Consider the following 20,687-nt stretch of genomic DNA (forward strand, 5'->3'; position numbering starts at 1 on the left):
TTGTAAGTAATCTACGCCTTTTGCGCCCGCCGATCCGGCGGGCGTTTTTTGTTCCGGTGCTCAGATCCATAACCGAGACGGGCTAGTCCGTGCCGTCGCGCTCTGCATCCAAATAGACGCGCAGTTCCGACAACAGCGGCAGCATGGCGGACAGGCGGTCCGGGGGGATGACTTGGGCCAGTTTCTCGACATCCGGCGCCAGGGTCGCAATCGCGTTTTCGCGAAACGCCCGCCCTGCTTCGGTAAGGAAGACGCATTTCGAACGCCCGTCCTTCGGGTTGGGTTCCAGACGGATCAACCCGGCCTTTTCCAGCCCGCTCAACGTGTGGGTCATCGTGGTTTTGGGAACCTGAAACGCCTGCGCGATAGCCAGCGGGGTCGCCCCTTCACCCACGCGCACCAGATGGTTCAGAACCGAAAAATGGGAAACCAGAAAGCCGTCGGGCAGGTGCCGTTGGAACAGCGCCCCCGACAGCTGGCTGATGATGCCGATTTCATTGAAAACCGCAAAGACGGTGCCAAGGTTATGTTTCGGGTCGTGCAATCTTGGATTCCAGTGGCCAGCGCGGGCTTGGGGCCACGTCGGGCCCGTAACCGATACGGGCAAACATTTGAACGGTTCCCCCGTCGGGCGCAAGCCGGTTGTGGATGTCTCGGTAGAGTTCGGCCATTTCCGGATATTCCTGCAATGCCTGGCTGAGCGGTTGGGTGCCAAGCCCCTGCCCGGTGGCCGCCAGGTTGACCCGCACCCAATCCGCGCCCGCCGCGATCTGGTCGTGCCGGGTGTTGGCCGGTGTCACCAGCCAGACGTGGCCCATGGCGGTTTCCGTATTGGCCAGCACGGCATCGATCCCGGCCCTGTAGGTCATGGATGCGGTATCCAGCGCAGCCTTGCGCGTGAACAGCCCAGTCAGGTTCAGCGCCTCGAACATGGGCCCGGTGAAATCGATGCCATCCGGATCGGCGTTCACCTCGCGGTGACCGATCCGAAACAGATCAACGCTTTCCTTGTAGGTGTGCGGTGTTTTGATTTCGATCAGCAGCGCCCGGCGCGACAGCTCTCGCAGCGCAGCGATGCTGTCGGGGTCCACCGAGGCGCCAAAATCCGTGCCAGTGGCCGCCTCTGCCAGATGTTCAAGGACATCCGCGGCAACCGGTCGCGTGATGTCATAGGGCTCTTTCAGCGATCTGCGCGCCAGAACCTGAGCAAAAAGCGGATCGGGCGTGATCGTGGCATCTGGCACAAACCGGGCATACGCAACCGGGCGGCTGTCCAGCGCTGCTCCGTCCGAACCCTCGGGAAACAGGTCAAGTTCCACTCGGTACTCGTCCTGCGCGGCGGCCAGGCGCATCACTTCCAGAAAACACCCCAGACCGATGGTGATCTGCCGGCTGAACGGGTCCGTCTCGGGCAGCAGACGGTCAGTGTCGGCATACAGGGTCACCGCATTCTCGGCATTCAGATCCACGATCCACGGCTGCCGGTTGTGCGGGTTCGGCGCCAGCAGGGCGAAGGACAGGGCCTTGCGGCGTATTTCGGTCTCCTCTCCTGCAGCGGCCCACGGCGCAAGCGCGCGGCGCGGCGTTCGCGTCACCGCGTATCCGACGCCAGCGGTGGCTGCAAGAATGGTGCCGCCCCCAAGGACGGCAAGGGCTTTGCGGCGGGACAGGGGCATCTGTATCTCCAATATAATACGATATCGCACTATTTAGTTCGATTTCGGACTATATGCAAGAGACACCCGCAAGAAAAAGGGGCCGCATGGCGGCCCCTTGTATTCTATTCAGGTCGTTCGCGAACGTTCAGATTTTTGACCGCTCGGACTTCAGCGCCAGCCACAGGCAATAGCACATCATCAGAACCACCAGCGTGAACGGGATGCCGGTCGACACCGCCGCGCCTTGCAGCGCGCTGAGGCCGCCGCCCAGCAGCAAGGCAATCGCCACCAGACCTTCCAGCGTGCACCAGAAAACCCGCTGGATCACCGGGGCGTCCATTTTGCCGCCGGCAGTGATCGTGTCGATCACCAGCGAACCCGAGTCAGACGAGGTGACAAAGAACACCACGATCAGGACCAGCGCAATCGGAGCTACGATGGAATAGAGCGGCAATTCCTTGAGGAACCCGAACAGCGCGCCTTCGGGGGCATAGCTGTCGATCACCGTGGCGCGAACACCTTCCGCTCCGCCTGCGTTCAGCATGTCGATGGCGGCGCCGCCAAAGGTCGACATCCACAGCGCACAGACCGCCGTCGGGGCCAGCAGCGCGCAGATCACGAACTCGCGCACCGTGCGACCTTTGGAGATGCGGGCGATGAACATGCCCACGAAGGGCGACCAGGCGATCCACCACGCCCAGTAGAACGTGGTCCAGCCATGGAAGTAACTGGTATCCTCACGCCCGAACGGGTTCGACAGCGCCGGGAGCTTCATCACATAGTCGCCCATCACGTTGAAATAGCGCGAAATGGCTGTACCGACGCCCGTGACCGCGATCACGAAGATGAACAGACCGACGGCCATGACCATGTTGATCTCGCTCAGCCGTTTGACGCCGGCATCCATGCCCATCAGAACCGAACCCAGCGCGATCATGGTGATGCCGATGATCAGCAGAACAACCACTGTCGGGCTGGGTGCAATGCCGAACACTTCGTTCAACCCCGCCGCGACCTGCTGCGCGCCCAGACCCAACGAGGTGGTCAGGCCGAACAGCGTGGCAAAAACCGCCAGCGTGTCGATGATATGGCCCCACCAGCCCCAGACACGTTCGCCCAGGATCGGGTAGAACGCCGACCGCAGGGTCAACGGCAGGCCGAGGTTGTAGCTGAAGATTGCCAGGCTCAGACCAACGGCGGCGTAGACCGCCCAGCCTTCCAGCCCCCAATGATGGATTGTGCCGACGATGCCGGCATATTCATTGCCCGGCACTGCGATATCGATGCCCAGAGGGGCCGCGTTACCGCCCTCGGCAAAATTGTAATAGACCGGCTCCATCACGCCGAAAAACAGCAGACCGATGCCAATACCGGCGGCGAACATCATCGCAATCCATCCGGCATAGGAATAGTCGGGCTTGGCGTCCTTGCCGCCGATCCGGACCTTGCCCACGGGCAGCACGATCAACGCCAGACAGAACAGGGTTATGGCATCCACGGACAACACCAGGAACCAGTCGAACGTACTGGTAAGCCAGGGCCGGAGCCAGCCAAAGAACGAAGCGGCGGCTTCCTGATTGGCCAATGCGATCAGAACGAAGGCAAAGATCAGGATACTTGAGATCAGGAAGACCGGGTTGTGGATGTCCAGACCGAAAGGCCGGACGTTATCCTGCCCCAGCTCGTATTCGGTCTCGAAATCATAGATCCGAGGATCCGGATCCAGCATTTTCTTGGTTTGAGACATTCGACTTTCCTTCTGTTTGCTGCGTGCAAACGCCAAGGCTTTCGGTCGATAGACGGCAGGTATCTCGGTTTCCCCTTGGCGCGTTTCCCGTCATTTCGACCCTGGGTCTTGGGTTAAGAGCCTACACTGTCATCGAAATTTCACAAAATGCATTCATTTTCGTGAATTTAATTCCGCGCGCAACCACCGTTCGGCGTTCAGTCCGCCACCAGTGTTCCACCCGTTTTCCGGCCGGTCGCCGCCCGCAGGCGATCCTTCAGGCGACCGAGCGTCCCGTCCCGGTTTTTCGCACCCTCCAGCGGCTCGGCCATCTCGGCCTCCAGCCGGAACGTGGCCCGCATCGGCACCAACCCGTCGATAATGTGCATCTTCTGCACCGATGGGGCGATGGCCAGCCGCCCGGTCAGGCGCACCGGTTCGTAGACATATCCGGGCGTCCAGTCGCCATTCAGCGTCACCCGGATCATCTGATTGGGCGCCGGCGGCGGGTAATGGCTGCACATGCCGGCCTGCGGCACCAGATAAGCGACCTGCCGCCCGTCCGCATCGGGCGGTGCGGGAATGGCAAAGCCAGTGACTGTCACGGTCTGACCTTCCAGGGTCGGATTTCCGGCCGCCGCCGCCTTGGCCCTGCGGTCGGTGACAAGCTGGCGCTGCGACAGCAACCAGTCGACATCGACCTGATCGGCGGCCAGCGCGTCCTCAGTCTCGATCAGAAGGTCCTGCCATTTCTGCCGCTCTTGCGGGCTGCCGGCATCCTGCTGCAAGCGGTTGCGCAGGCGCAGCACGAACAGCAGATCGTCGAACTGTTCGGGTTTGAGGTCGCGAAACGGGTCCTCGAACCCCTGCGCCGACGGGTCCGGCAATTCGGTCCATTCCAAGGGCGTGCCCGGTGCGGCAAGGGCGGCGGGGCCGCCCAGGCCCAGCATCACGAGGGCAGCAATGTTCAACCATATATTCATCTTCATCCTCGGCCCAGTCGGATTTGGTGCCCTCATATCCTAACCACCCGCGCGACGTTGCGCCATGCCCGGATGGTCACAGCACCATACCGCCCAGGTGATGCAGTTTCGCTTTCCTTTGGGCGCAATCTCATGTATGCGCCGTGCATCTGAGACGTTGTGCCCTGACCCCGGCACTCGAACGGAAGATAAATTGGGGTCGGCGGCAATGGGGCCGCCAAGCAAACGGGAGACCCGGAGGGCCGGGAGCGCTCCCTTCTAGGATACGCAAATGTTTGATGTAACAAAGAAATCGATTCAGTGGGGCGAAGAGACGCTGACACTGGAAACCGGAAAGGTTGCCCGTCAGGCCGACGGCACCGTGATCGCCACGCTGGGCGAAACCAGCGTGATGGCGAACGTGACCTTTGCCAAGAGCCAAAAGCCCGGTCAGGACTTTTTCCCGCTGACCGTGCACTATCAGGAAAAATACTATGCCGCCGGCAAGGTTCCGGGCGGCTTCTTCAAGCGCGAGGCGCGCCCAACCGAGAAAGAGACGCTGACCGCGCGACTGATCGACCGTCCGATCCGCCCGCTGTTCGTTGACGGCTTCAAGAACGAAGTGCTGGTGATGTGCACCGTGCTGTCCCACGATCTGGTCAACGACCCCGACATCGTCGCGATGATCGCCGCCTCGGCAGCCCTGACCATCTCGGGCGCGCCGTTCATGGGCCCGATCGCCGGTGCCCGTGTTGGTTTCGTCGATGGCGAATACGTCCTGAACCCGACCGTGGACGACATGCAGGACCTGCGCCTGAACCCCGAACAGCGTCTGGACCTGGTCGTCGCCGGCACCAAGAACGCCGTGATGATGGTGGAATCGGAAGCCTACGAACTGTCCGAGGCCGAAATGCTGGGCGCGGTGACCTTCGCGCATGAGCAGATTCAGCCGGTCATCGACCTGATCATCGATCTGGCCGAAGACACCGCGAAAGAACCGTTTGACTTCCAGGCCCCCGACTACTCGGAACTGTACGCTGCCGTCGCAGCCGCTGGTGAAGAGCAGATGCGCGCCGCCTTCGCGATCACCGACAAGCAGGAGCGTACCGCCGCTGTTGCCGCCGCCCGTGAAGCAATCAAGGAAGCGCTGACCGAGGAACAGCTGGAAGACGCCAATCTTGGTTCGGCGATGAAAAAGCTGGAAGCCGGCATTCTGCGCGGTGACGTCGTCAAGGGCGGCAAGCGTATCGACGGTCGCTCGACCACCGATATCCGCGCTATCGAAGCCGAAACCTCAATGCTGCCGCGTACCCACGGTTCCGCCCTGTTCACCCGTGGTGAAACGCAGGCGCTGGCCGTGACCACGCTGGGCACCGGTGACGACGAACAGTTCATCGACGCGCTGCACGGCAACTTCAAATCGAACTTCCTGCTGCATTACAACTTCCCTCCCTATTCGGTGGGTGAAGTGGGCCGCGTTGGCCCTCCGGGCCGGCGTGAGATCGGCCACGGCAAGCTGGCATGGCGCGCGCTGCAGGCGGTTCTGCCTGCGCCGACCGACTTCCCCTACACCGTTCGCGTGGTGTCGGAGATCACTGAATCCAACGGTTCCAGCTCGATGGCTTCTGTCTGCGGCGGTTCGCTGTCGATGATGGACGCGGGCGTTCCGCTGAAAGCGCCGGTTGCCGGTGTGGCAATGGGTCTGATCCTGGAAGATGACGGCGAATACGCTGTTCTGACCGACATTCTGGGTGACGAAGACCACCTGGGCGACATGGATTTCAAAGTGGCGGGTACCGAAAACGGCATCACCTCGCTGCAGATGGACATCAAGGTCGCGGGCATCACGCCTCAGATCATGGAAACCGCTCTGGCTCAGGCCAAAGAAGGCCGGATGCACATTCTGGGTGAGATGGGCAAAGCCCTGTCCGAGACCAACGAATTCTCGGTCCACGCGCCGCGCATCGAGACCATGAACATCCCCACCGACAAGATCCGCGAAGTGATCGGCTCGGGCGGTAAGGTCATCCGCGAAATCGTCGAAGTGTCGGGTGCCAAGGTCGACATCAACGATGACGGCGTCATCAAGATCGCCTCGCCCGACGGTGAGTCGATCCAGAAGGCCTATGACATGATCTATTCGATCGTGGCCGAGCCGGAAGAGGGTCAGATCTATACCGGTAAAGTGGTTAAGATCGTCGATTTCGGCGCCTTCGTGAATTTCTTTGGCAAGCGCGACGGTCTGGTCCACGTGTCCCAGATCGAAAACCGCCGCCTGAACCATCCGTCGGATGTTCTGAAGGAAGGTCAGGAAGTGAAGGTCAAGCTGCTGGGCTTTGATGATCGCGGCAAAGTGCGCCTGTCCATGAAAGTCGTCGATCAGGAAACCGGCGAAGAGATCGTTCCCGAGAAGAAAGAAAAGAAAGAGGAAAGCGCAGAGTAATCTGCCCCTTTTTCCAATGACGAAGGCCCCGGCGCAATGCCGGGGCCTTTTTTGTGGTACACTCCCGTCACGCTCAGAGGGAGGATTGCCAATGCCCGACAAAGCCTGGATGGAGGCGATGGCGCGGCGCTACCTGCAGGCCATGGAAAACGGCGATCTGCCCGCATTGCTGGGCCTGTTCGCCGCAGACGCAACAGCGGTTTCGCCGGTTTCGGGAAAGCAACCGGCGCGGGATTTCTACAGTAACGTGATGCAGATCACCCATGACAGGTCCATCCGCCACAGGAATACGTTTGCCGACATTTCGGGCGGTCCTGGCATGGCGGTGCACTTCAACTACACGCGCACCATCCGCGACGGGCATCCCGAAACCATCGAATGCGTGGACCTGTTTGAACTGACCGACGATCTGGAGCGGTTCAAGACGGTCAGGATCATCTATGACACCGCCCCCGTTCTGGTGGATTTTGGCGAAGCCTGATCCACAGCGTTCAGCCTGTGACCGTCGCGTTCCAGGCGGTACGTGCCATCTCGCCCTCACCGAAAGTCACTCAGCCCGCGATCCGCGACCGCTTCCTCTTCCCCCGCCTCTCCGCCTGTTCTATGCACGGGAATATGCGATCCTTTGTCATCCACATGTCTTCCAGCACCGCGCGCAAACCCAATGCCGACCAATTGTGCGCCGATCTGCCCAATGCCGAACTGTTCGAGGCGGTGAACGGGCGCGACCCCGACCAGATCGCAGGCGTTCACCTGCATCCGGGCGACCTGTATCGCCCGCACTACCCGTTTGCCCTGCGCCCGGCGGAAATCGGCGTTTTCGAAAGCCATCGCCGCATCTGGCGCAAACTGGTCGAGGAAGAGATCGACCTGGCCATTATCACCGAGGACGATCTGCGCATCGACGCCCCCCGCATGGCCCAGGCGCTGGATCTGCTGGCCCCGATCGCAACACCTGATCACTACATCCGCATTCCGGTGAAACAGCGCGAGGTGCCCGCTCAGACACTGGCCGAACGCGACGGGCTGCGCCTGATCCTGCCCAAAATCATCGGCCTGCAATGTGTCTGTCAGGTGGTCGGACGGCGCGCCGCCAACCGCCTGCTGGCTGCCACCAACCGGATCGACCGCCCCGTGGATACTTTCCTGCAGATGCACTGGCTTACCGGTCAGCCCATCCACGCCCTCCAGGGCAGCGGCAATCAGGAAGTGGCCGGCGAAATCGGCGGCTCGACCATTCAGACCAAACCGCCGCTCAGCGACAAGCTGACCCGGGAATTCAAACGTGCGGTTTACCGGGCGCAGCTCCACCTGCATCCGCAGCGCCCGCCTGCTTCATCTGGCTGAAAATACCTTCGGGGGGGATCGCGCCCAAAGGCGCGATTGGGGGGGCAGACAGCCCCCCGACCCGGCATCCGCCTTACGACGGCGCCTTGGTCTTGCGCAGGTAGGGGAAGATCGTCTCAAACTCGCCGAACTTCTCGGCCGCTTCTTCGTTCGACACCGCCGGCGGGATGATCACATCCTCACCCGGCACCCAGTTCGCCGGCGTGGCGACGCCTTTGGCCGACATCTGCAACCCGTCCAGCGCCCGCAATATCTCGGCAAAGTTGCGGCCCACGGTCATCGGGTAGGTCATCGACAGTTTCAGCTGCTTGTCCGGTCCTATGATAAAGACGGACCGCACGGTGGCGCTGTCTGCCGGGGTGCGACCGTCGGGCAGGTATGCCTCGGCCGGCAGCATGTCAAAGGCCTTGGACACTTCAAGCCCGTCATCGGCGATGATCGGAAAGCCCGGATTGGCATTGCCGTAGGCTTCGATGTCCTTCTTCCATTTCTTGTGGTCCTCGACCCCGTCAACCGATACGCCCAGAACCTTGGTATTGCGCGCCGCCCATTCGTCATTCAGTTGCGCAACGGCCGAGAACTCGGTGGTGCAGACGGGAGTGAAATCCTTGGGGTGCGAAAACAGGATGGCCCAGCTGTCCCCGATCCAGTCGTGAAACTGAATGGTGCCCTGATCCGTTTCAGCGGTGAAATTCGGTACCGTATCGTTGATGCGCAAACCCATGGGGCATCTCCTCTGCTGATTGTTAACCGAGTCGGCTGCTGTGAACCTAACCACTTTGCGCAATAGTTATACAGTCGGCAAATAACTTCGGGGAATTTTCGACGCTCTCCCTGCGCCCGCGGATTTGATCAGATTTCCCACTTGCCGCGCCCCGGGCCCGATGACACAGTGCCCCGAACACCGGGTTCGGCAACATGGTCGGGAGGACACGCCATGATCGAAATGCGAAATTTCTACATTAACGGACAATGGGTTGCCCCGTCGGCGGCCAATGATTTCAAGGTCATCAACCCCTCGACCGAGGAGCCCTGCGCGGTGATTTCACTGGGGGCGCAGGCGGATACCGATGCCGCCGTCGCCGCGGCCCGGGCCGCCCTGCCGGGATGGATGGCAACCCCGGTCGAGACACGCATTGCGCTGGTTGAAAAGCTGGCCGACATCTACCAGAGCCGGTCCGAGGATCTGGCCCGGGCCATGTCGCAAGAGATGGGTGCCCCGATCGACATGGCGCGCACGCAGCAATCGGGCGCGGGAATCTGGCACCTGAAGAATTTCATCCGCGCCGCAAAGGCGTTTCAGTTCGAACGCCCCTTGGGCGATCACGCCCCGAATGACCGCATCATCTATGAAGCAGTCGGAGTGGCCGCCCTGATCACACCCTGGAACTGGCCGATGAACCAGATCACGCTCAAGGTGGGCGCCGCGGCGATTGCGGGCTGCACCATGGTTCTGAAGCCGTCCGAACAAAGCCCGCTGAACGCCATGATCTTTGCCGAAATGATGGACGAGGCAGGGTTCCCGCCCGGCGTATTCAATCTGGTCAACGGCGACGGCGCAGGTGTCGGGTCGCAGCTGTCGGGACATCCGGATGTGGATATGGTCAGCTTTACCGGATCAACCCGTGCCGGAACGGCAATTTCCAAAAACGCGGCCAATACGCTGAAGAAAGTGCATCTGGAGCTCGGCGGCAAAGGTGCAAATGTGGTCTTTGCGGATGCCGATGAAAAGGCCGTCAAACGCGGCGTTCTGCATATGATGAACAACACCGGCCAAAGCTGTAACGCGCCCAGCCGCATGCTGGTTCAGCGGCCGATCTATGATCAGGCAGTGGAAACCGCCGCCGAGGTCGCGAACAAGGTCACCGTCGGCAGCGCCGCAGAGGAAGGCCGCCATATCGGCCCGGTGGTGAATGAGGTTCAGTGGACCAAGATTCAGGACCTGATCCAGGCCGGGATCGACGAGGGCGCGCGTCTGGTTGCCGGCGGCACCGGCCGGCCCGAGGGTCTGAACAAGGGCTATTACGTGCGCCCCACAGTCTTTGCCGACGCCAACAACCAGATGACCATTGCGCGCGAGGAAATCTTTGGCCCGGTCCTGACCATGATCCCCTTCGACACCGAGGAAGAGGCCGTCGAGATTGCCAATGACACGCCCTATGGGCTGACCAACTATGTCCAGACGCAGGACGGCGCGCGCGCCAACCGCATGGCGCGTGTGCTGCGGTCCGGCATGGTCGAGATGAACGGCCAGTCGCGCAGCGCCGGTTCTCCGTTCGGCGGGATGAAACAATCCGGCAACGGGCGCGAAGGCGGGGTCTGGGGGCTGGAAGACTTTCTTGAGGTCAAGGCCGTCGGCGGCTGGGCTGCCGAGTAATCCCCATTTGATGGTATCAAATTGTGAGGCACCCGAAGGTGCCTCGTATTGTTGTCAGGTGGGCCGAACCACCAGCTGCGGCTCCCCGTCCGAGGTGTACCGGGTAGATCGACCGTCCCAGCCGATCTCACCCGTCACGCGCTGGCGGAACGCCGAAAAGCTGTCGAAACGCACCACGTCCACGGGCGTATCGAACTGCAGGGTCACCCGGCGATGCGCGCCGTCGCCCAGCATGGTCATTCCGCGAATCTCGGCCGAAAAAGGTTGACCCAGATATCGCCCCTCGACCCGGTCGCCGACGTGCAGATGCATGCGGTTTCCGGCCCGGGCGTGCAAAGTGTTCCAATCCCGCGCGCCATATTGATGAGCCAGCGTTTCCAATGCCTCGCTGTGCGACAGCGAATCGCCTGCTATGCGCAATCTCTCACGCAGCCGTTTCGCCTGTGCCTTCAGTTCGTCAACCGGAGGGATGTATTTTTGTATCGTCATTGTTTGCCTCGTTTCCTTGAACGGGCGCGACATCTGGACGGGGTTCGCATTGCCATCCGCGCGCCTGGAAAGGGCAACAGATGAGATATCAACCGGGTTTCACCAAAGCCGAAGGGCCGCGAACGGCAGGGGACCCGAACCTGCCGCGTATTTGGCACCGGAAAGACTTTCTGTCAATCACGCCTCTGCCTGCGCCGCCTCAAAGGCCAGCATGGCGCGTTTGACCGGCAGGCCCCAGTGATAGCCGCCCAGGCCCCCGGATTTGCGCAGTGCCCGGTGGCAGGGGATCAGCCAGCTGACCGGGTTGCGCCCGACGGCTGTGCCCACCGCGCGCACGGCCTGTGGAGAGCCCACCCGCTGGGCGATTTCGGAATAGGTGGTGACCTGACCGGTCGGGATATGCATCAGCGCCTCCCACACCTTGATTTGCAGGGGCGAGCCGATCAGGTACAGCGGCGTCGGCTCCAGCCGGTCGCTGGCCGTGCCAAAGGCGCTGAGCACCCAGGGGCGCAGGCGCATCGGGTCCTCGACGAATTCCGCCCGTGGCCAGCGTGACAGCATGTCCTCCATCGCGGCGGCCTCACCGGATTCCGCGCTGAAGGCGATACCGCAGATGCCCTTGTCGGTGGCCATGACCAGCGCGGGGCCGAACGGGCTTTCGAACCAGCCCCAGAAGATGGTCAGCCCGTCACCTTTGCGGGCGTATTCGCCGGGGCTCATGGATTCCCATTTCAGGAACAGGTCATGCAGGCGGCCACTGCCGGAAAGCCCGACGTTATGGGCGGTCTCAAGCGTGGTGAACCGCTCGCGCAGCAGCGCCTTGGCATGGCCCAGCGTCAGATATTGTTGGTACCGTTTTGGCGACACGCCGGTCCAGCGCGAGAACAGGCGCTGGAAATGCGCGGGGCTCATGTCCATCTGGCGGGCCAGTTCCTCAAGGCTGAGGGTTTCGCCACCCTGGTCGATCAATTCGATCGCGCGCCGCATGACGTTGTAATGATAGCCGGTCTCGGGGGTCTGGACGTTCATCGGTCTCACCTCATTGTCTTGGGTCAAACATAGCGCGCAGGTCACGCCCCCGCGACCCGGAACTTGCGCATTGGCTTTGGGCTTGTGTCATGGCCCTGCGGGCGGCATTAAGGCGCGGATGGCAAAACAACTCGATTACCACACGATCCGCGAGATCTTTACGCGTTTTCAGGCAGCCGACCCCGAACCCAAGGGCGAGTTGGAGCATGTGAACGTCTACACTCTGGTCGTGGCCGTAGCACTGTCGGCGCAGGCGACCGATGCCGGCGTCAACAAGGCCACACGCGCGCTGTTCAAAATCGCCGACACGCCGCAAAAGATGCTGGATCTGGGCGAAGAGGGTCTGATCGAACATATCAAGACCATCGGCCTGTTCCGGCAGAAGGCCAAGAACGTCATCAAGCTCAGCCGCATTCTGGTCGACGAATACGGTGGTGAGGTGCCCAATTCCCGCACGGCCCTGCAGTCGCTGCCGGGGGTCGGGCGCAAGACGGCCAATGTGGTGCTGAACATGTGGTGGCGACAACCGGCGCAGGCGGTGGACACCCATATATTTCGCGTCGGCAATCGCACCGGCATCTGCCCGGGCAAGGACGTGGACGCGGTCGAACGCGCCATCGAAGACAACATCCCCGCCGATTTTCAACTCCATGCGCATCACTGGCTGATCCTGCATGGACGTTATCACTGCAAGGCGCGCAAGCCTTTGTGCGGCACCTGTATCATCCGCGATCTCTGTCAATTCGAGGACAAGAACCTATGAAAACCTACCAGCTGGTCGGCATTGGAAATGCCGTTGTCGACGTCATTTCCCAGGCCGATGACAGTTTCCTGGAACTGATGGGCATCGAAAAAGGCATCATGCAACTGATCGAGCGCGAGCGCGGCGAGGTTCTGTATGCGGCGATGGAAAGCCGGGTTCAGACGCCCGGAGGCTCGGTCGCCAATACGATCGCCGGCGCCGGCGCGCTGGGGCTTGATGCTGCATTCATCGGGCGCGTGCATGACGACGCCCTGGGCCGGTTCTACGCGGACGCGATGAACGAGGACGGCGTCGATTTCGTCAACCCGCCGGTACCGGGCGGGGAACTGCCGACCTCTCGTTCGATGATCTTTGTGTCGCCGGATGGCGAACGGTCGATGAACACCTATCTGGGGATATCTTCCGAACTGTCGTCGCAGGACGTTTCCAGCGATGTGGCGGGCAAAAGCCAGATCATGTTTCTTGAGGGCTATCTGTTCGACAAGGAAAAGGGCAAGGCCGCGTTTCTTGAGGCCGCGCGCGACTGTCACAAGGGCGGCGGCAAGACCGGCATCGCCATTTCCGATCCGTTCTGCGTCGAACGCCACCGGGTTGATTTCCTGCTGCTGATCGAGAATGAGCTGGATTTCGTCATCGGCAACGAGGCTGAGATCAAATCGCTGTTCGAAACCGCCGACCTTGAAGAAGCGCTGGCGAAAACGGCCGAGATTTGCCCCCTTGTCGTTTGCACCCGCTCGGGCGATGGCGTGACCGTGCTGAACCAGGGTCAGCGTATCGACGTTCCGGTGCAAAAGGTGGTGCCGGTGGATGCGACCGGCGCAGGCGATCAGTTTGCGGCCGGGTTCCTCTATGGTATGGCCACGGGCCGCGATTACGAGACCTGCGCCCGGATCGGCAATGTCTGTGCCCGCGAGGTGATCAGCCATATCGGTCCCCGACCCGAAGCCAACCTGCAAGACCTGCTGCGCGCCGAAGGCTTGCTGTAAAAGACCGCGCGGCTACGATCCCGTGGCCGCGTCGTTCAGCGCCCAATCGTATCTGTAAGCCCGGACGCGCGGAACCTCTTGCAGCCGCGCGCGCAGCTCCGGATCGGCCGCTGACCGGATATACGCCAGCACAGCGCGCTGATCCGCTCCGAAATCCTCTTGGAACCAGATGTAGATTTTGGACAGGACCAGCCCGCCGCGCGCGTCGAACCGCACGCCGCGGGGATCATTGACATAGGCGCGCTCGGCAGCGGCGAAATCGCGTTCCAGGGTTTCGGCCTGCCATGCCCGGGCCATCAGGTTCGGGCATCCTACAGCTGCGCAGTTCAGGGCATAGTGGATGCGGGGTTCGTCGAAAGTGGGGCGGATGATGCGGTGTTCGATGTCGTTCAGCGTCAACATGCGGCCCGCCACTTGTGCCAAAGGCCGATCCCATGGGCCAAAGGAAAACAGGCCGTCGGTGATGTCCCGGATCGAGGCGACGGGGTAGTTATCCAGAATCACGTCAACTGTCAGCGCATTATACAGATTGATCCAGTATGCCAGTTGCTGATCCCGCGTCAGACGGGCCGGATCCACGGCCTGAAGATCCGCCAGATAGCTATCCAGTTGCGCCCGGTCCGCAGGTGTGACCCGCCCATAAGCCACCCGGTTCACGCCTTGCGCGTCAGCGGTGACATGGCGGGTCAGAAACGCGGTCCAGTCGCCATGATCGACCTGTTGCCCCGGTGGTGGCGCGCTGCGCGTCAGCGCCGTGCCCGGTAAGGGCGCAGCGGTCGGCAGCGCCAGACGTTCAACGCTCGCACAAGCAGCCAGCAAGGGCATCAGCAGCACGATGAGGGTACTTCTCATGACGCGGTTTTCCGGCTTTGCCGTTCCGCCCGCATCTGCCCCTTGAGCCGTTTGAGCGGTGCCAGCGCCGGATCACCCAGGCCCGGCAGATCGGGAACAGCGGACAAGCGCGGCACGGCTGGATTCCACCAGCTTGGACCGGTCGGTCCGTCGATCCGGTCGGGAACCGACAGATGCTGGTCACGCCGGGCGTTATGGGCGCACATCGACATCGGGCCATTGGCCGTGGCCACCATGAACACGCAGGCGGCGCACCGGTCTGCGTCCAACGCGTCAGCGGCCATGAAATTGTGGATGAACACTGCCTGCCGACGCACCGGGCCACGCATCAGCCCGGACCCCAGCCGCATGATGCACCCGATCAGGTGCATCCCGGTCCGAAACGCCAGCAGCGGGTTGCGCAGGACCACGCGCCGCACACTGTCGCGGATATCCAGATGTGCCTCTGCCGACCGACCGGCCTTTTCCAACGCGGCAATCACCTGATGCACCAGCCGCCGGTTCGACAGCACGGGAACTGCCCGACCGCCTGCGGTAACGACACTGGCATAGCGGTTGCATTTCGAATGCCCGACCGCCGCCGCGCCGAAATGCAGCGGCGTCCCGTAGCCCAACTCAACCGCACCCGCCACGCTGTCCTGCGTGATCCTGTCCGGCCGTTGGCGCAGAACGCCCCGGCCGGTATCGGCCTGCATCTGGAAGGACACAAAGGCAATTTCGGGCTGATCCCGCAGGAACCGGGCAAGCGCCGGAAGCTCGTCGAAATTCCCGTCATGGACGGCGGTGTTGAACAGAACCCGCAGCCGCAGCCCCTGCACCCGGCGGATATAGCTGCGGCGCACGGTGTTCAGCTCGGCCTCGCTGTGGAACCCCCTGCGGTTCTGAGTTGTGTCGACGTGAAAGGCCACGTCGTCCAGCCCGGCTGCCGCAAGCCGTGTCAGCAATGCACGGCTGGCCCGGATGCCGTTGGTCATCAGACAGGACCGCATGCCCAGCCGGCGAATCTCGCGGCACAGCGCCTCAAGATCCCGCGCCTTGCGCAGCGTGGGATCCCCGCCGGTCAGTTGCACCGAAACACCGGGGCCATAATGGCTGTGGATGGTGGCAATCCGCGCGAACAGAACCGAAAGCGGCGGATCATAGGTCATCTCGGCCCGGTCCGACAGGTAACACAGCGTGCAGTCCAGATTGCAGCGCTGCGTGACCTCAAGCGCGACGCAGGCGATGGGATAGAACCGCCCGGCGGTCTGGTTGGGACCGTATTCACCGCAGCCCTGCAAACCGTCGCGCAAGGGCGCGCGACGGTCGGTGCCCTGAAACTTGCGCCCGGCAGGGGCAATGCCGGGACGGCGGTGCACGGTGTCTTTCATGTGCCCCAAGCTAGAGGCGCAGACGGAACCGAACCACGCCACCTCACGCCAACGTGCGGCGCAGTGATCGAATTAGCCGCAACACCCGCCGGATTGTTTCACCTGACTGTTCCCGGGGCTTCATTCAGGTTCGCGCCCCGCCCCAGCCATGTCCGGTCGGCCAGATAGAAATCGGTGAACCGGGCATGGAAATCCGCAGACACGGAGTCCTGCGGGATCCCGGTTGCCAGCAACGCCTGCTGCCACGCCTTCACCCTGGGATAGCCGGCCAGCATGTCATGACCGCTGTGTTCCGTGACGATCGCCGCGCGATGGAGCAGCGGCAGCCATGCAATATCGACATTTCCCAGGATCTCACCGGAGAAAAAGGGACCGTCGCCCAGTTGGGTCTCGGCCTTGGCAAAAGCGGCGTTCAATTTGGTGACCCGGTCGTCATACACCGCCCGGTCCGCGCTTTGCATCGTGCTGCACTGAACCAGATAATGCTTGCTGGCCTGATAGCTCCAGGCGCGGTTCAGGGCGCGTTCTTCGGGTGTGAGCCCAGGCTGTAGCGGGGCGGTCACTTCGTCAAGATATTCGGTGATCGCGTCAGATTCGAACAGCGCCGTTCCACCTTCGGTCACCAGCACCGGCACCTGACCGGTCGGAGACAGATCAAGGAACCAGTCCGGCTTGTCGCTGAGGCTGAAATAGTCGATCTGACAGGGCACCTGCTTGGCCGCAAGCAGCGCGGTCACGCGCTGAACAAAGGGGCAGATCTTCAGGCTTATGATACGGATCATCGGTCTTTCCTTTTGCTGGTTTCATCTGTCAGACGAAGCCCGCGCCAAAAAGACGACGATCAGATCAACATTTTTTACAGTTGATTGGTTTTTCCTGCACTTCGGCGATATTGCCGCGCACATCCATCGAGATGGTGCAGCACTCCTCGAACGCCCTGCGCAGTTCGGTCCGGCCCTTTTGCACGCGTGACTTGAGCGTGGAATAGGACAGCCCCTGCGCCTGCGCATAGTCCCGCTGTGACATGCCCTGGATGTCGATGGCCATCAGCATCCGGGCGGTTTCCGGTGGCAGGCCGCGAATGAACGGCTCGACACAACCCTCAAGATCCTGACGTATTTCGGGGTCGTCGCGGTGATACCACAGATCGTCCGGATGGGCCGGAGCACGGCCCGACTTGCGGTAATAGTCGATGATTGCGCGATCCGCCGTTTGAAACAGCCAGGGCTGCAATTTGGCCGGATCCTTCAGGCCCGGCAGGCCGGTGAATACCTTGATCGAAATCTCTTGCAGCAGATCGTCCACATCCGCCGCGTTTGCCACGCGGGACCTCAGAAACGCCTTCAGGCGGGACCGGTATTTGGGCCAGATGTCTTCGATACGCATATCGGTTTATGACAGGTGGTCGGCAAAGGCGTCCACCACCCGCTCATACACCTCGCGCTTGAAGGGTACGATTTCCGCGACCAGACGGGCGGGCTCCTGCCATTTCCAGCGGGTGAATTCCGGGTGATCGGTCTGGATGTCGATCTGGTCATCCTGGCCCGTAAAGCGCAGCAGGAACCATTTCTGTTCCTGCCCGCGATAGCGGCCCTTCCAGATCTTCGGCACGATGTCATGGGGCAGATCGTAGGGCAGCCAGCCTTCGGTTTCAGCCACGATCTCGACCAGATCGGCGGAGACGCCGGTTTCTTCCCACAATTCGCGCAGGGCCGCGTCGCGGGGGTCTTCGCCCTTGTCCACCCCGCCCTGAGGCATCTGCCACGCATCCTTGTGGCGATCATTGCGCTGACCGACAAAAATCCTGCCCTCGGCATTCATCAGCATCAGGCCGACGCAGGGGCGATAGGGCAGTCTGGCGATCTCTTCGGGGGTCATGCGCGGCCTCACAAATGTGCTACGAAAACTCTGTAACAAGCACCGCGACGCCCGCAAAGGGGGTGACGTTAGGTTTCGCGTGACAAAGTTGACGCGAACGTCAATCTAGCGTGCGAATATCGGGAGGGAGAGTTCGCCATGACTGCGTACCCAAACATGCTGGCCCCGCTGGATCTGGGCTTTACCACGTTGAAAAACCGCGTCCTGATGGGGTCCATGCACACCGGGCTTGAAGAAACCGGCGACTGGAACCGGGTGGCCGAGTTCTATGCCGACCGGGCGCGCGGCGGTGTGGCGCTGATGGTGACCGGCGGGATCGGCCCAAACCTTGAAGGCTCGGTTCTGCCCGGCGCGGCGATGATGACCAGCGACAAGGACGTGGCGAACCATTCCATCGTGACAGACCGCGTGCGTCAGGCGGGCGGTAAGATCGCGATGCAGATCCTGCATGCGGGCCGCTATGCCTATGGTCCGAAATGCGTGGCTCCCAGCCCGGTAAAATCGCCCATCTCGCCCTTCCCGCCAACGGAGCTGGACGAAGAGGGTATCGAGAAACAGATCAGCGATATCGTTAACGCTGCCGTTCTGGCCCAAAAAGCGGGCTATGACGGGGTCGAGATCATGGGCTCCGAGGGCTATTTCCTCAACCAGTTCCTTGTGACCCACACCAACAAGCGCACGGACCGCTGGGGCGGGTCGTATGAGAACCGGATGCGTCTGCCAATCGAGGTGGTGCGCCGCACGCGTGAGGCCGTCGGCACCGATTTCATTATCATATACCGGCTGTCGATGATCGACCTTGTTCCCAATGGCTCGACCCATGACGAGGTTGTGGAACTGGCCCAGCGAATCGAGGCGGCTGGGGCCACGATCATCAACACCGGTATCGGCTGGCATGAGGCACGCATTCCCACCATCGCCACCAGCGTCCCGCGCGCGGCGTTCGCGTGGGTCACCAAGAAACTGATGGGCAAGGTCGGGGTTCCGGTGATCACCTCGAACCGGATCAACACCCCGGAAGTGGCCGAAGAGGTTCTGTCCTCGGGCTGCGCCGACATGGTGTCGCTGGCCCGGCCAATGCTGGCGGATGCGGATTTCGTGAACAAGGCCATTGCCGGACAGGGCGCGACGATTGCGCCCTGCATTGCCTGCAATCAGGCCTGTCTGGACCATACGTTTAACGGCAAGCTGACCTCGTGTCTGGTGAACCCGCGCGCGTGCCACGAGACAGAGCTGGTGATCGGCAAAGCCGACACCGCCAAGACCGTCGCCATTGTTGGCGCGGGCCCGGCGGGCCTGTCCACGGCGATGACGGCGGCCCAGCGCGGTCACACTGTGACGCTGTTCGACCGGTCCGAAGAGATCGGCGGTCAGCTGAACATGGCCAAACAGGTGCCGGGCAAGGAAGAGTTCTGGGGGCTGGTCGACTGGTACCGGACGATGATGTCCGATCTGGGCGTGAAGGTGGAACTGAACCGGGAGGTCAGCGCCGATGATCTGGCCGGATATGATGAGGTGGTCATCGCCACCGGCGTCTCCCCGCGCGACCCGCAAATCCCGGGGCAGGACCGGGACAATGTGCTCAGCTATGTCGATGTGCTGCGCGGCAAGGCCCCCGTGGGTAAGTCCGTTGCCGTCATCGGTGCCGGCGGCATCGGGTTCGACGTGTCGGAATTCCTGCTGGAAGAGGGCCACAGCCCGACCACAGACCTGCCGCTGTGGATGAAGGAATGGGGCGTCACCGACCCGGCGGAACACCGCTCGGGCCTGGCGCCCGAAGGCCCGCAGCCCGAAGCGCCGGCGCGACAGGTCACCCTGCTGCAACGCAAGAAACAGGCGCATGGCAAGGGGCTGGGCAAGACAACGGGATGGATTCACCGCGCCACGCTGAAGATGAAGGACGTCGATTTCGTGGGCGGCGTGAACTATGAACGCATCGACGATGACGGCCTGCATATCAGCTTTGGCGAAGAGCGTGCCGACCCGACCGTAATCGCCGCCGATACGATCGTGCTGTGTTCCGGTCAGGTGTCCGAGCGCAGCCTGGCGGACGCGCTGATCGAACGCGGCATCACTCCGCATGTGATCGGCGGCGCGGATGTGGCCGCCGAGCTGGACGCCAAGCGGGCGATCAATCAGGGCACGCGGCTGGCTGCGGAATTCTGATCAGTCGGCCAGCGCCAGCTTGACCCCCAGCGCGCCGAACGCCGTCGCGAAACACCGTTTTATCCAGGCCATCACCGATGGCCTGCGTATGACATAGTCTCGCGCCAGCGCCGCGCAGGTGCCGTATCCGATGAAGACCACGAAGGTCATTGCCATAAAGGCCAGGGCAAGCTTGACCAGTTCCAAACCTGCATGTGCTGCACCCGCAGGCAGGAACTGCGGCAGGAACGCCAGAAAGAACAGCGACAGTTTGGGATTCAAAACGTTGATCAACGCCCCGGTCATCGCGATCCGGAAAGGACGCACCGCAACCTTCTCGGTGCTGACCTCCATCGCGCCGCCCTCTTTCACGATGCCCCAGGCCATGTAGAACAGGTACAGGACACCCAGATACTTGATGACCTGAAACGCCAGCGCGCTTGTGTGCAACAGGGCGGCCAGACCGATGATACTTGCCAGCGCGGCGGGAACGATTCCCAATGTACACCCCGCCGCCGCGGCGAGGCTGGCGCGAAACCCGCGCCCAAGACCAACGGCCAGCGTGTAAATGACACCGGTTCCGGGCAACAGAACTACAATCAGTGATGTAATGAAAAACTCAAACGACATGCCGCCCTCCTGTTATCGGCGGCAGAGTTTCT

Annotated in this window: 20 protein-coding genes; 7 read left to right on the forward strand and 13 right to left on the reverse strand. The window is 61.9% G+C overall.

The window, feature by feature from the left end; all coding sequences use genetic code 11:
* Positions 1–82 precede the first annotated feature (82 nt).
* From ACR0D8_RS13465 to ACR0D8_RS13480, 4 genes are all read right to left on the reverse strand, one after another.
* Positions 83–544, reverse strand: coding sequence for a MarR family winged helix-turn-helix transcriptional regulator (locus tag ACR0D8_RS13465; protein WP_480647188.1), 462 nt, complete (start codon positions 542–544; stop codon positions 83–85).
* Positions 525–1,676 carry an Acg family FMN-binding oxidoreductase gene (locus ACR0D8_RS13470; protein WP_480647190.1) on the reverse strand — a complete coding sequence of 384 codons (1,152 nt, stop codon included), beginning with the start codon at positions 1,674–1,676 and terminating at the stop codon, positions 525–527. Before ACR0D8_RS13470 ends, ACR0D8_RS13465 begins: the two co-directional genes overlap by 20 nt.
* Before the next feature lie 127 nt (positions 1,677–1,803).
* On the reverse strand, positions 1,804–3,405 hold the full coding sequence (locus tag ACR0D8_RS13475; protein ID WP_480647192.1) for a BCCT family transporter: 1,602 nt from the start codon (positions 3,403–3,405) through the stop codon (positions 1,804–1,806).
* 197 nt (positions 3,406–3,602) lie between these two features.
* Positions 3,603–4,367, reverse strand: a complete 765-nt coding sequence (locus tag ACR0D8_RS13480) for a DUF3299 domain-containing protein (protein WP_480647194.1) — start codon at positions 4,365–4,367, stop codon at positions 3,603–3,605.
* 271 nt (positions 4,368–4,638) lie between these two features.
* On the opposite strand from ACR0D8_RS13480, the gene pnp reads away from it, so the two are divergent.
* The 3 genes from pnp to ACR0D8_RS13495 all read left to right on the forward strand — a co-directional run bounded on the left by pnp (position 4,639) and on the right by ACR0D8_RS13495 (position 8,136).
* Positions 4,639–6,789 (forward strand): polyribonucleotide nucleotidyltransferase, encoded by a 2,151-nt coding sequence (gene pnp, locus ACR0D8_RS13485; RefSeq protein WP_480647196.1) that lies wholly within the window; start codon positions 4,639–4,641, stop codon positions 6,787–6,789.
* A gap of 91 nt (positions 6,790–6,880) precedes the next feature.
* Complete coding sequence (locus tag ACR0D8_RS13490) at positions 6,881–7,270, forward strand: nuclear transport factor 2 family protein (protein WP_480647197.1); 390 nt, start codon at positions 6,881–6,883, stop codon at positions 7,268–7,270.
* A gap of 134 nt (positions 7,271–7,404) precedes the next feature.
* Positions 7,405–8,136 carry a glycosyltransferase family 25 protein gene (locus ACR0D8_RS13495; RefSeq protein WP_480647199.1) on the forward strand — a complete coding sequence of 244 codons (732 nt, stop codon included), beginning with the start codon at positions 7,405–7,407 and terminating at the stop codon, positions 8,134–8,136.
* A gap of 73 nt (positions 8,137–8,209) precedes the next feature.
* Here the strand turns inward: ACR0D8_RS13495 and ACR0D8_RS13500 are convergent, their stop codons facing one another.
* A complete protein-coding gene (locus ACR0D8_RS13500) occupies positions 8,210–8,860 on the reverse strand; it encodes a peroxiredoxin (protein ID WP_480647201.1) in 651 nt (216 codons plus the stop codon).
* 213 nt (positions 8,861–9,073) lie between these two features.
* Between ACR0D8_RS13500 and ACR0D8_RS13505 the strand changes: the two genes are divergently transcribed.
* Positions 9,074–10,513, forward strand: coding sequence for an aldehyde dehydrogenase family protein (locus ACR0D8_RS13505; protein ID WP_480647203.1), 1,440 nt, complete (start codon positions 9,074–9,076; stop codon positions 10,511–10,513).
* A gap of 54 nt (positions 10,514–10,567) precedes the next feature.
* Here ACR0D8_RS13505 and ACR0D8_RS13510 read toward each other — a convergent pair whose 3' ends face one another.
* Both ACR0D8_RS13510 and ACR0D8_RS13515 read right to left on the reverse strand, forming a co-directional pair.
* On the reverse strand, positions 10,568–11,002 hold the full coding sequence (locus ACR0D8_RS13510; protein ID WP_480647205.1) for a glyoxalase superfamily protein: 435 nt from the start codon (positions 11,000–11,002) through the stop codon (positions 10,568–10,570).
* A 177-nt stretch (positions 11,003–11,179) separates the two neighbouring features.
* Positions 11,180–12,031, reverse strand: coding sequence for a methylated-DNA--[protein]-cysteine S-methyltransferase (locus ACR0D8_RS13515; RefSeq protein WP_480647206.1), 852 nt, complete (start codon positions 12,029–12,031; stop codon positions 11,180–11,182).
* A 118-nt stretch (positions 12,032–12,149) separates the two neighbouring features.
* Here ACR0D8_RS13515 and nth point away from each other — a divergent pair, with 118 nt between their 5' ends.
* Both nth and ACR0D8_RS13525 read left to right on the forward strand, forming a co-directional pair.
* Positions 12,150–12,794: an endonuclease III gene (nth, locus tag ACR0D8_RS13520; protein ID WP_480647208.1), complete on the forward strand. Its 645-nt coding sequence runs from the start codon at positions 12,150–12,152 to the stop codon at positions 12,792–12,794.
* Positions 12,791–13,780: an adenosine kinase gene (locus tag ACR0D8_RS13525; protein ID WP_480647210.1), complete on the forward strand. Its 990-nt coding sequence runs from the start codon at positions 12,791–12,793 to the stop codon at positions 13,778–13,780. The genes nth and ACR0D8_RS13525 overlap by 4 nt, the downstream gene beginning before the upstream one ends.
* Positions 13,781–13,792: 12 nt before the next feature.
* Here ACR0D8_RS13525 and ACR0D8_RS13530 read toward each other — a convergent pair whose 3' ends face one another.
* The 5 genes from ACR0D8_RS13530 to ACR0D8_RS13550 form a co-directional block, all read right to left on the reverse strand.
* A complete protein-coding gene (locus tag ACR0D8_RS13530) occupies positions 13,793–14,632 on the reverse strand; it encodes a DUF547 domain-containing protein (RefSeq protein ID WP_480647211.1) in 840 nt (279 codons plus the stop codon).
* Positions 14,629–16,002: a radical SAM protein gene (locus ACR0D8_RS13535; RefSeq protein WP_480647212.1), complete on the reverse strand. Its 1,374-nt coding sequence runs from the start codon at positions 16,000–16,002 to the stop codon at positions 14,629–14,631. The genes ACR0D8_RS13530 and ACR0D8_RS13535 overlap by 4 nt, the downstream gene beginning before the upstream one ends.
* 98 nt (positions 16,003–16,100) lie before the next feature.
* Positions 16,101–16,784, reverse strand: coding sequence for a glutathione S-transferase family protein (locus tag ACR0D8_RS13540; RefSeq protein ID WP_480647213.1), 684 nt, complete (start codon positions 16,782–16,784; stop codon positions 16,101–16,103).
* Positions 16,785–16,848: 64 nt separating this feature from the next.
* Positions 16,849–17,388, reverse strand: coding sequence for an RNA polymerase sigma factor SigZ (gene sigZ / locus ACR0D8_RS13545; RefSeq protein ID WP_480647214.1), 540 nt, complete (start codon positions 17,386–17,388; stop codon positions 16,849–16,851).
* A 6-nt stretch (positions 17,389–17,394) separates the two neighbouring features.
* Positions 17,395–17,880, reverse strand: coding sequence for an RNA pyrophosphohydrolase (locus tag ACR0D8_RS13550; RefSeq protein WP_480647216.1), 486 nt, complete (start codon positions 17,878–17,880; stop codon positions 17,395–17,397).
* A gap of 138 nt (positions 17,881–18,018) precedes the next feature.
* Between ACR0D8_RS13550 and ACR0D8_RS13555 the strand changes: the two genes are divergently transcribed.
* Complete coding sequence (locus ACR0D8_RS13555) at positions 18,019–20,046, forward strand: FAD-dependent oxidoreductase (RefSeq protein ID WP_480647218.1); 2,028 nt, start codon at positions 18,019–18,021, stop codon at positions 20,044–20,046.
* Here ACR0D8_RS13555 and ACR0D8_RS13560 read toward each other — a convergent pair whose 3' ends face one another.
* Positions 20,047–20,655 (reverse strand): LysE family translocator, encoded by a 609-nt coding sequence (locus ACR0D8_RS13560; RefSeq protein WP_480647220.1) that lies wholly within the window; start codon positions 20,653–20,655, stop codon positions 20,047–20,049.
* Positions 20,656–20,687: the final 32 nt, after the last annotated feature.

The sequence above is a fragment of the Ruegeria sp. BG10 genome (assembly GCF_056538575.1).